Source organism: Bradyrhizobium sp. WU425 (assembly GCF_021052305.1).
GTDB classification, from domain to species: domain Bacteria; phylum Pseudomonadota; class Alphaproteobacteria; order Rhizobiales; family Xanthobacteraceae; genus Bradyrhizobium; species Bradyrhizobium canariense_D.
This window is the reverse complement of sequence record NZ_CP088089.1, coordinates 6079581-6089770: the sequence shown is the minus strand read 5'-3', so window position 1 is coordinate 6089770 and position 10190 is coordinate 6079581. Positions and strand designations below refer to the sequence as shown.

At 63.9% G+C, this 10190-nt stretch carries 9 protein-coding genes; 3 read left to right on the top strand and 6 right to left on the bottom strand.

The window, feature by feature from the left end:
- Positions 1-3: 3 nt before the first annotated feature.
- Together BcanWU425_RS29495 and BcanWU425_RS29490 are read right to left on the bottom strand one after the other, a co-directional pair.
- A complete protein-coding gene (locus BcanWU425_RS29495) occupies positions 4-321 on the bottom strand; it encodes a DUF6496 domain-containing protein (RefSeq protein ID WP_018456194.1) in 318 nt (105 codons plus the stop codon).
- Positions 322-406: 85 nt separating this feature from the next.
- Positions 407-601, bottom strand: a complete 195-nt coding sequence (locus BcanWU425_RS29490; RefSeq protein WP_018456195.1) for a DUF3072 domain-containing protein — start codon at positions 599-601, stop codon at positions 407-409.
- A 115-nt stretch (positions 602-716) separates the two neighbouring features.
- On the opposite strand from BcanWU425_RS29490, the gene BcanWU425_RS29485 reads away from it, so the two are divergent.
- Together BcanWU425_RS29485 and BcanWU425_RS29480 are read left to right on the top strand one after the other, a co-directional pair.
- Positions 717-938, top strand: a complete 222-nt coding sequence (locus tag BcanWU425_RS29485) for a hypothetical protein (protein ID WP_085352573.1) — start codon at positions 717-719, stop codon at positions 936-938.
- A gap of 18 nt (positions 939-956) precedes the next feature.
- Entirely contained in the window at positions 957-1166 is a 210-nt protein-coding gene (locus tag BcanWU425_RS29480) for a hypothetical protein (RefSeq protein WP_085352572.1), read from the top strand.
- Between the two features lie 130 nt (positions 1167-1296).
- Here the strand turns inward: BcanWU425_RS29480 and BcanWU425_RS29475 are convergent, their stop codons facing one another.
- Positions 1297-1545, bottom strand: a complete 249-nt coding sequence (locus tag BcanWU425_RS29475; protein ID WP_085352571.1) for a hypothetical protein — start codon at positions 1543-1545, stop codon at positions 1297-1299.
- A gap of 95 nt (positions 1546-1640) precedes the next feature.
- Positions 1641-1898: a hypothetical protein gene (locus BcanWU425_RS29470; RefSeq protein WP_018456199.1), complete on the bottom strand. Its 258-nt coding sequence runs from the start codon at positions 1896-1898 to the stop codon at positions 1641-1643.
- Positions 1899-2036: 138 nt separating this feature from the next.
- On the opposite strand from BcanWU425_RS29470, the gene BcanWU425_RS29465 reads away from it, so the two are divergent.
- The gene (locus tag BcanWU425_RS29465) at positions 2037-2258 is read left to right on the top strand and encodes a hypothetical protein (RefSeq protein ID WP_018456200.1); all 222 of its coding nucleotides are present in this window, start codon (positions 2037-2039) and stop codon (positions 2256-2258) included.
- On the opposite strand, the gene BcanWU425_RS29460 is transcribed toward BcanWU425_RS29465, so the two are convergent.
- Together BcanWU425_RS29460 and BcanWU425_RS29455 are read right to left on the bottom strand one after the other, a co-directional pair.
- Complete coding sequence (locus BcanWU425_RS29460; RefSeq protein ID WP_085352570.1) at positions 2255-3745, bottom strand: HWE histidine kinase domain-containing protein; 1491 nt, start codon at positions 3743-3745, stop codon at positions 2255-2257. The two genes, BcanWU425_RS29465 and BcanWU425_RS29460, sit on opposite strands and share 4 nt — an antisense overlap.
- 13 nt (positions 3746-3758) lie before the next feature.
- Positions 3759-10046, bottom strand: a complete 6288-nt coding sequence (locus tag BcanWU425_RS29455; protein ID WP_231188781.1) for a HAMP domain-containing protein — start codon at positions 10044-10046, stop codon at positions 3759-3761.
- Positions 10047-10190 lie beyond the last annotated feature (144 nt).

The following is a 10190-nucleotide window of genomic DNA, read 5'->3' as shown; positions in this document are numbered from 1 at the left end:
AGGTCAGCGCGACCGTTTGGAGGATTTGCGCTTCGACGTCTTCTTCGAACTCTTTCTCGAAGTCTTCTTGGATGTTTTCCGAGATGTCTTCTTTGACGTCTTCTTGGACGTCTTTCGTTTCGCGGCCTTCTTCGGGACCTTCTTGCCCTTCTTGCGCGCTTTCGACAGGCCGATCGCGATTGCCTGCTTGCGGCTCTTCACGCGTCCGCCTCGACCGCCCGGTCCGCTTTTCGCGGTCCCCTTCTTGTAGCGCTTCATCTCGCCTTCGACATCGCTGCCGGAGCTGCGCGAGTAGCGGCGCTTCTTTGCCTTGCGTGCCATGCATGTTCTCCCTTGGCCTGGGAAAACAATCCGGGACAGGCATGGTTCCGAAAGTGCAAGCAACGTTCCGGATAGGCGACCTAGCCTAGAACGAATCCGCCAGCTCGATCTCCGCTTCCAGCACCTGAATGCGCCGTGCTGCCTCGCTGGAGGACAGATCCCGCGCGTATTGCGCGGGCTGATACGCCTCTTCGCTCAGCCGTTTCAGCCGGAGGCCCTGCGCCCGCGTCATCTGCTCGGTGAGGAAAGACTTGGCATCGTATTTACCTTGAACCTGCATGTCGCTTCTCCCTTCTGAAATCGTGACTTGACTATATGTTCTTATTTTGTTCTAACAAGCCATGGACAACAGAATTAATGAAATTCGACGTAAAATCAGCGCCTTGAGGCTGGAAATGGCCGATGTCGAGGCGGCCGTACGCGAGCTCGTCGAGCGCGATCGGGACTGCACGGAGAAGGCCCTGGCGCAAATGGATCTGCGCCGGAAAATCAATCTGCTGATCGGCGAATGGAAGGCTGCAGGTGGCGGCGATGTCCTGCCGAATGTCCGCGATAGGATGCGCCTTCGTTCCGCGAAGACATCAGGTAGTCCTCTGCGCGTGATCGCGAGCCGCTGAGAGCCTTGGGAGCGCACGGTGGAGGAAGTCCCGGATGCATACCGGATTCTAAAGCTGCGCGCCGAGATTCTCGAACTGGGCTCTGCCATCCGGCAGCTGCAACGCGAGGGGCTCGACGACGCCGCGGCCCAGCTCTTGATCGCGCGCAAGCGCGCACGACTCGACCATCTGGTGAAGTCAGATCCTGCAGGCGTTCATCCTGACATCCTGGGCAGCCATCGTAGCTGAAGCCTGCGCGCAACGCGAGGTGCGGGGCTCGTCGATACCGCATGTTGACGAAGCGGCCCGAGAGAAGTCTGTTCGAATCCCAAAGCAAAAGGCCCCGCGATCGCGGGGCCTTCGTGTTTTCGCCGAACGCCTACTTGGTGTTGCTCATACCGGCCTTGTTGTTCGTCATGGTGCCGCCCTGGTCGGAGCCGGGGCCGGAGCCGCCCTGACCGGAGGGATCAGCACCCTTGGAGGACTTGGTGTTGGCGCCCGTGGTGGTCTGCGACGTCGACATCGATGATCCGTGTTTTGCCTTATGCGACTTGGCCTGCACTGCGAACGGTGCGGCGGCGAGGCCGGTTGCCAACATCACGGCAAGAGCGAGCTTGGTGGTCTTCATCTGCGGGAACTCCCTGAGTTGAATTGACGCAGGCAGCAAACTGCCATTCGTCGCAGGAGTTCCGAACGAAGAAATTCCGGTAAAGCACGCATAGTTCAAGATTGCTTGTCCTCGGCGAGGATGAATACGACGCCGGTCAGTGTCGCGCCGATCGCGAACGTCGTCACCAAGGTGAGGGCGAAAACGACCACGGCCTGCCTTCCGCCGTGACTCAGCAAATTGGCGACGCCGGGATTGGACAGCACGAGCAAGAGGCTGAAAGCGAGTCCTAAGGCTGCGCCCATCATCGCGTGCGTCATCAGCTTGACGAGCCCGCTGGGAGAGATCAGGTCAGACGACTTCTTCGCGCGCATGGAACTCTATCCCAATCTCGCATGCAACGCCTGCGACACGCGCCGGTTCCACCCGCATGAAGGAATTGTCATCATCCGCTTCATCCGACGTTCATGCCGGGTGGGCGAGAATGACCGCGCAACACGGGAACATTCGATATGGGTAAGGTGGTCTTTCTCTATCGCTCTCTGGCTTATCGTAACGCCGCTGCGGACATCCTCCGCAAAGCGCGCAAGCTGCCCCGCGGCGCGGAGCGAAGCGCGGCGTGCCGCTATGCCAAGGCTCTGCGCGATCTCGCCCAAACAGAAGCCTGGCTCGAAGGACGGGTCGCGCGCGAGCCGCAAACGACGCAGCGCAGGAAGAGTGCGGCCTCCGGTTAGCCGGAAGCGCGCTGCAATTCGGCGGAGCTGGCGGCTTCGAAGTTGCCGGGCGCGGTCGTCGCGGCAGTCTTGCGGACCAACGGCACCTCGAGCCGACACAGCAGACCCTCGGCGCGCCAATCGAATCGCGCCTGCCCGCCGAGCTGGGACTCGACGCTCGCAAGCAGGCTACGCGTACCAAAGCCGCGGGATTTTGGCGTCATGACGAGCGGGCCGCCGGATTCCTCCCAGGTCAGCGTGAGCAGCTCGTCCTCGACCTGCCAGCCGATTGCGAGCCGTCCCGTCCGCGTCGAGAGCGCGCCATATTTCGCCGAGTTGGTGAAAAGCTCATGCAGCGCCAGCGCCAGCGTCTGGGCGGTTGCCGGCAGCAACTGAACTTCCGACCCCGCCAATTTGATCTGGCCGCCGAGGGAATAGGGCGCAAGCTCCTCGTCGATCAGCTTCGAGAGTTCGGCGCCCTGCCAGCTCGATAGCGACAGGATCGTGTGCACGCGCGCCAGTGCATTGATGCGTCCCTCGACGGCGCTGACATAGGCTTTGACCTCGTCGGCGCGGGTGAGGCGCACGATCGATTGCGCCAGCGCCAGCGCATTCTTGGCGCGATGATCGACTTCCCGCGCCAGGAGAGTCTGCCGTTCCTCGGCGCGCTTGCGTTCGGTGATGTCCACCGTCACGCCGCTGACGCGCATGACCCGACCGCTATCGTCAACCGTGGCGGCGGCCGTGCCGACACACCAGCGCACATCGCCGTCGGGCCGCACGATGCGGAACTCCGTTTCATAGGAGCGCGTGCCCTTGTTGAATTCGGCGATCGCCTTGCGCAACTGATCGACGTCATCCGGATGCAACAGCGCCTGAACGTTGGCCGGATTCACCTCGAAGCTCTCCGGGCCAACACCAAAGATGCGGTATTGTCCCTCGTCCCACATCCAGTCGCCGGTGATCCAGTCCCAGTCCCAGGAGCCCATCTTGCCGGCGGCGATCGCCATGCTGCGCCGCTCTTCGCTCTCGCGCAGCTTTGCGGTCGAATTCTCCAGCTCGGCGGTGCGTGCACGCACGCGGTCCTCGAGATCCTGGTTCAGCCGTTCGAGCTCGCGCGTCTTGCGATAGAGCTCTGCAAACACCTTGACCTTGGCGCGCAGCACCTCCGGCACGACCGGCACCGGGACGTAGTCGACGGCGCCCATCTCGTAGCCGCGCAGGCGGTCGATGTCGCTGACTTGAATGGCCGAGATGAAGATCATCGCGGTCTTCTGGAAGCGCGGATGCTCGCGGATCATCGCGGCGAGCTCGAAGCCGTCGAGCTCGGGCATGCAGACGTCGACCAGGATCACCGCGATCTCGGTCTTGAGCAGCACCTCCAGAGCCTCGCGACCGGACGAGGCGATCACGAGGTTCTGGCCGAGATCCTTCAGGATCACCTCATAGGCGAGCAGCTTGGCCGGCTGGTCGTCGACGAGGAGGATGTTGACCTTTTCGTGGTCCATACGGGCATCCAACTCAGCGGTGCAGCCACATGCGGATTGCAAGCAGCAATTGATCGGTGTTGACGGGTTTGGCGAGATAGTCGGACGCGCCGGCCTCGAGGCATTTCTCGCGGTCGCCCTTCATGGCCTTGGCCGTCAACGCGATGATCGGAAGACGGGCGAAGGTGGGGTTTTCACGAATGACGCCGATGGTCTGATAGCCATCCATCTGCGGCATCATGATGTCCATCAGCACGATGGCGATCTCCGGGTTGGATTCGACCAGGGCCACCGCCTCGTTGCCGGTCGTGGCCGTCAGCACCTTCATGCCGCGCCGCTCCAGCACGCTCGACAGCGCGAAGATATTGCGGGCGTCGTCGTCGACGAGCAGGGCGGTCTTGCCGATCAGGTCTTCGTCGGAACTGTTCAGCTTCTCGAGCATGCGCTGCTTCTCGATCGGCAACTCCGTGATCACGCGGTGCAGGAACAGCGCGGTCTCGTCGAGCAGGCGCTCCGGCGATTCCACGCCCTTGACCACGATGCTCCGCGCCATGGTGTGGAGCTCCGCATCTTCCTCGGCCGACAGCTCGCGGCCGGTGAAGACGACCACCGGAACGTTCGAGAGCGCCTCGTCATTGCGGATCTGGTCTAGCACCTCGAAGCCGGTCATGTCGGGCAGGCGCAGGTCGAGCACGACGCAATCACAGGGGTTCTCACGCAGCATCGAGAGCGCGTCGGCACCGGTGCCGGTCGTCACGATCTCGATGTCGTCGTGATGCAGGAGCTCGCGGATCGAGAGCTGCTCGGCCTCGTTGTCCTCGACGATGAGCAGCCGCTTGCGCCGCGGTCGCGCATATTCCTTGATCTGGGTCAGCGCGGCCGAGACACCCTCGGTCGTCGTCGGCTTGTTGACGAAGGAGAAGGCGCCGCGCGCCAGCGCATGCTGGCGGTCCTCGTCGAGCGTGATGATCTGCACGGGGATGTGGCGGGTCAGCGGATTGTGCTTGAGCTGGCTCAACACGGTCCAGCCGAGCATATCCGGCAGGAATACGTCGAGCGAGACAGCCCTCGGCTGGTACTGCTTTGCAAGCTCCAGCGCCTCCGCGCCGCGGGCCGCGACCAGCACCTTGAATCCCTTGTCGCGGGCGAGGTCGACCAACACGCGCGCGTAGTGCGGGTCGTCCTCGACGATCAGGAGGATGCTATCGCCGGGTTCGAGGTTGAGTCGGTCGTCGGGAAGCTGCTCGATCACGCGCTGCGGTTCGGCTGTCGCGGGCTGCAGCGCCGGCGGCTGGCTCTGTTGGGGCGTTGCGCGGGGCGCGAGCGTCGGGCCGGAATATTTCAGCGGCAGGTAAAGCGTGAAGCACGAGCCCTTGCCCGGCAAGCTGCGCAGGTGGATCTCGCCGCCGAGCAGGCTTGCGAGTTCACGGCTGATCGCAAGGCCGAGGCCGGTACCGCCATATTTGCGGCTGGTGCCGGCATCCGCTTGCTGGAACGCCTCGAAGATCAGCTTCTGCTTCTCCAGCGGAATGCCGATGCCGGTATCGGACACTTCGAATGCGATCACGGCCGGCGCCGAGTTCAGCACGGGATGATCCGTGCCCCAGCCGCCGACCGCGGCGGCGACCTTCAGGCGCACCTCGCCTTCGGCGGTGAACTTGAAGGCGTTGGAGAGCAGGTTCTTCAAAACCTGCTGCAGGCGCTTGGAATCGGTGACGAGGCTGCGCGCAAGATTCGGATCGACGTCGATCTTGAACGACAAATTGCGGTTCTCCGCCTCGTGACGGAACGGCCGCCCGACCGTCTCGAGCAGATTCGCGGTCAGGATTTCCTCGGCGTCGACCGTCACCGTACCGGACTCGATCTTGGAGAGATCGAGAATGTCGCTGATGAGATTGAGCAGGTCGGTGCCGGCGCCATGGATGGTGCGGGCGAATTCGACCTGCTTGCCGGTAAGATTGCCGTCCGGATTGTCGGTGAGCTGCTGGCCCAGGATCAGGATCGAGTTCAGCGGCGTGCGCAGCTCGTGGCTCATATTGGCGAGGAATTCGGACTTGTACTTCGAGGTCAGCGCGAGCTCGGTTGCCTTTTCCTCCAGTGCGCGGCGGGCCTGCTCGATCTCCTGGTTCTTGCGCTCGACTTCGACGTTGCGCTCGGCGAGCTGCTGCGCCTTCTGTTCGAGCTGGTCGTTGGTCTGCTGCAATTCGCGCTGCTGGGTCTGGAGCTCGCCGGCGAGCTGCTGCGACTGCTTGAGCAGACCTTCGGTCTGCATCGTCGCCTCGATCGAGTTGAGCACGATGCCGATCGAGTCCGTGAGCTGCTCCAGGAAGGTCATCTGCGAGGTCGTGAAGGAGGTGAGCGAGGCGAGCTCGATGACCGCCTTGACCTGGCCTTCGAACAGCACCGGCAGCACCACGAGGTTCTTCGGCGCGACGCGAAGCAGCGCCGAATTGATCGGCACCACGTCGGGCGGAATGTCCGCGATCACGCGTGGGCGCCGGTCGAGCGCGCATTGGCCGATCAGGCCGTCGCCGAATGGCAGCACGCGCGGATACGGATAGACGCCGTCGCCGGCATAGGAGGCAAGCAGCAGGAGCCGCGGATTCTCTTCATTCTCGACCTGGTAGATCACGCCGGTATGCGCGTTCACCAGCGGCGACAATTCGGTCAGCAGCAGGCGACCGACGGTGGTGAGGTCGCGCTGGCCCTGAAGCATGTTGGTGAATTTCGCCAGATTGGTCTTCAGCCAGTCCTGCTCGGTGTTCACGTCCGTCGTAAGACGGAGGTTCGTGATCATCGTGTTGATGTTGTCTTTCAGCTCCGCGACCTCGCCGCGGGCGTCGACCTGGATCGACCGCGTCAGGTCGCCCTTGGTCACGGCGGTCGCCACTTCCGCGATCGCGCGCACCTGCGAGGTGAGGTTGGCTGCCAGCAAATTGACGTTGCCGGTGAGGTCCTTCCAGGTGCCCGCGGCGCCAGGCACGTCGGCCTGACCACCGAGCCTGCCCTCGACGCCGACCTCGCGCGCCACCGACGTCACCTGGTCGGCGAAAGTCGCGAGCGTCTCGGTCATGTTGTTGATGGTGTCGGCGAGCGCCGCGACCTCGCCTTTCGATTTCACGGTGAGGTTCTGCTTGAGATCGCCGTTGGCGACCGCGGTCACCACCTTGACGATGCCGCGGACCTGCTCGGTCAGGTTCGCCGCCATGAAGTTGACCGTGTCGGTGAGATCCTTCCAGGTGCCGGCGACGCCGGGCACCTGGGCCTGGCCGCCGAGTTCGCCTTCGGTGCCGACCTCGCGGGCAACGCGCGTCACTTCGCCGGCGAAGGCATTGAGCTGGTCCACCATGGTGTTGATGGTGTTCTTGAGCTCGAGAATTTCGCCCTTCACGTCGACGGTGATCTTGCGCGACAGGTCGCCGCGCGCGACGGCGGTGGTGACTTCGGCGATGTTGCGGACCTGGGTGGTGAGGTTCGCGGCCAGCAGGTTGACGTTGTCGGTGAGGTCCTTCCAGGTGCCGCCGACGCCGGGCACGACGGCCTGGCCGCCGAGCCGGCCCTCGGTGCCGACCTCGCGCGCGACGCGCGTCACTTCGGCGGCGAAGGAGCGGAGCTGCTCGACCATGGTGTTCAAGGTGTCCTTGAGCAGCAGAATTTCGCCGCGCACGTCCACCGTGATCTTCTTCGACAGGTCGCCGCCGGCGATCGCGGTCGCGACCTCGGCGATGTTGCGGACCTGCGCCGTGAGGTTCGAGGCCATGAAGTTGACGTTGTCGGTGAGATCCTTCCAGGTGCCGGCAACGCCGGGCACCTCGGCCTGGCCGCCGAGCTTGCCTTCGGTGCCGACTTCGCGCGCGACGCGCGTCACTTCACCGGCAAAGCCGTTGAGCTGGTCCACCATGGTGTTGATGGTATTCTTCAGCTCCAAAATCTCGCCACGGACGTCGACGGTGATCTTGCGCGAGAGGTCGCCGCGCGCCACGGCAGTGGTGACTTCGGCGATATTGCGGACCTGGGCGGTGAGGTTGCCCGCCATCGAGTTGACGCTGTCGGTGAGGTCTTTCCAGGTGCCGGCGACGCCGGGCACGTTGGCCTGGCCGCCGAGCCGACCTTCAGTGCCGACCTCGCGCGCCACGCGCGTCACCTCGCCCGCGAAGCGGTTGAGCTGGTCGACCATCGTGTTCAGCGTGTCCTTGAGCTGAAGGATCTCGCCGCGCACGTCCACGGTGATCTTGCGCGACAAGTCGCCGCCGGCGATCGCGGTCGCAACTTCGGCGATGTTGCGGACCTGGGCGGTGAGGTTGCCCGCCATCGAGTTGACGCTGTCGGTGAGGTCCTTCCAGGTGCCGGCGACGCCGGGGACTTCGGCCTGGCCGCCGAGCTTGCCTTCGGTGCCGACTTCGCGCGCGACGCGCGTGACTTCGCCGGCGAAGGCGTTGAGCTGGTCCACCATGGTGTTGAGCGTTTCCTTCAGCTGAAGGATTTCGCCTGACACGTTGACGGTAATCTTCTTCGACAAATCGCCCTTGGCCACCGCGGTCGCGACTTCGGCGATGTTGCGGACCTGGCCGGTCAGGTTCGAGGCCATCGAGTTGACGCTGTCGGTGAGATCCTTCCAGGTGCCGGCGACGCCGCGCACCTGGGCCTGGCCGCCGAGTTTGCCTTCGGTGCCGACCTCGCGGGCAACGCGCGTGACTTCGCCGGCAAAGGCGTTGAGCTGGTCCACCATGGTGTTGATGGTGTCTTTCAGCTCGAGGATCTCGCCGCGGACATCGACGGTGATCTTTTTCGACAAATCGCCGCCCGCGACCGCGGTCGTCACCTCGGCGATGTTACGGACCTGCGCGGTGAGGTTCGAGGCCATCGAGTTGACGCTCTCGGTCAAGTCCTTCCAGGTGCCGGCGACGCCGAGCACGTTGGCCTGGCCGCCGAGCCGGCCCTCGGTGCCGACCTCGCGCGCGACGCGCGTGACTTCGCCGGCGAAGGCGTTGAGCTGGTCGACCATCGTGTTGAGCGTTTCCTTCAACTGAAGGATTTCGCCCGAGACGTTCACCGTGATCTTCTTGGAGAGGTCGCCGCTCGCGATGGCGGTGGCAACGTCGGCGATGTTGCGGACCTGCGCGGTGAGGTTCGACGCCATGAAGTTGACGTTGTCGGTGAGGTCCTTCCAGGTACCGGCGACGCCCGGCACCTGGGCCTGGCCGCCGAGCTTGCCTTCGGTGCCGACCTCGCGCGCGACGCGCGTCACTTCCGAGGCGAACGAGTTGAGCTGGTCCACCATGGTGTTGATGGTGTCCTTCAGCTCCAGGATTTCGCCGCGCACGTCCACCGTGATCTTGCGCGACAGGTCGCCGCGGGCCACGGCGGTGGTGACGTTGGCGATGTTGCGCACCTGTGCGGTGAGATTGCCGCACATCGCGTTGACGCTGTCGGTGAGATCCTTCCAGGTGCCGGCGACGCCTGGCACGATGGCTTGGCCGCCAAGCTTGCCGTCGGTGCCGACCTCGCGCGCCACGCGCGTCACTTCCGACGCAAAGGAGCGGAGCTGGTCCACCATCGTGTTGATGGCTTCCTTGAGCTGAAGGATCTCGCCGCGGACGTCGACCGTGATCTTCTTCGAGAGGTCGCCGTTCGCAACTGCGATCGTCACCTCGGCGATGTTGCGAACCTGGTTGGTCAGGTTGTTCGCCATCGAGTTGACGCTCTCGGTCAGATCCTTCCAGACGCCGGTCACCTCAGGCACCTGGGCCTGGCCGCCGAGCTTGCCTTCGGTGCCGACCTCGCGCGCCACGCGCGTCACCTCGGAGGTGAACACGCCGAGCTGCTTGATCATGGTGTTGACGATGGTCGCCGACTGCAGGAATTCGCCGCGCAGGGGGCGTCCATCGACGTCGAGCTTGACGGTCTGGAGCAGGTCGCCCTGCGCCACGGCTGCGACCGCGCGCGTCACCTCGCGCGTCGGCCACAGCAAATCGTCGATCAGCGTATTGACCGAGCCTTCCATGTCGGCCCAGGAGCCGGAGGCCAGCCCAAACTTCACGCGCTGGCGGGTCTTGCCCTCGCGGCCCACCACCTGGCCGACCAGTTCGAGCTGCTGCGCCATGCGCTGATTGGCGGCGATGATGTCGTTGAAAGTGTCGGCGAGCTTGCCGTCGATGCCGAGATAGTCGCCGCTCATGCGCACGGAGAAATCGCCGTTGCGCATGGCCTGCAGGGCGAGCAGCAATTCTGCCCGGGAATCGGGCTCCGACATGCCGTTGGTTTTTGGCTTTGGAACGCGACGACCGGAACGTGATGCAGATCCGGGATCGAGGTCGCTCATAATTTGTCCCCCGCAGGCGTCAGCCGATTCCCAGGCAAGACGCGGATTGTCAAAATAGAGCGTCAGCCAAATTCGAAATCAAGCGCCAACGTTACGGCGCCAGGACGTGGAACCTGCTTTGCTCAGCCCGATTAACATAATAGC

Excerpts from the sequence above, each read along its gene's own strand:
- BcanWU425_RS29490 (WP_018456195.1), bottom strand. The coding sequence starts at position 601 with ATGCAGGTTCAAGGTAAATACGATGCCAAGTCTTTCCTCACCGAGCAG.
- BcanWU425_RS29495 (WP_018456194.1), bottom strand. The coding sequence starts at position 321 with ATGGCACGCAAGGCAAAGAAGCGCCGCTACTCGCGCAGCTCCGGCAGC.
- BcanWU425_RS29475 (WP_085352571.1), bottom strand. The coding sequence starts at position 1,545 with ATGAAGACCACCAAGCTCGCTCTTGCCGTGATGTTGGCAACCGGCCTC.
- BcanWU425_RS29465 (WP_018456200.1), top strand. The coding sequence starts at position 2,037 with ATGGGTAAGGTGGTCTTTCTCTATCGCTCTCTGGCTTATCGTAACGCC.
- BcanWU425_RS29455 (WP_231188781.1), bottom strand. The coding sequence starts at position 10,046 with ATGAGCGACCTCGATCCCGGATCTGCATCACGTTCCGGTCGTCGCGTT.
- BcanWU425_RS29470 (WP_018456199.1), bottom strand. The coding sequence starts at position 1,898 with ATGCGCGCGAAGAAGTCGTCTGACCTGATCTCTCCCAGCGGGCTCGTC.
- BcanWU425_RS29460 (WP_085352570.1), bottom strand. The coding sequence starts at position 3,745 with ATGGACCACGAAAAGGTCAACATCCTCCTCGTCGACGACCAGCCGGCC.
- BcanWU425_RS29485 (WP_085352573.1), top strand. The coding sequence starts at position 717 with ATGGCCGATGTCGAGGCGGCCGTACGCGAGCTCGTCGAGCGCGATCGG.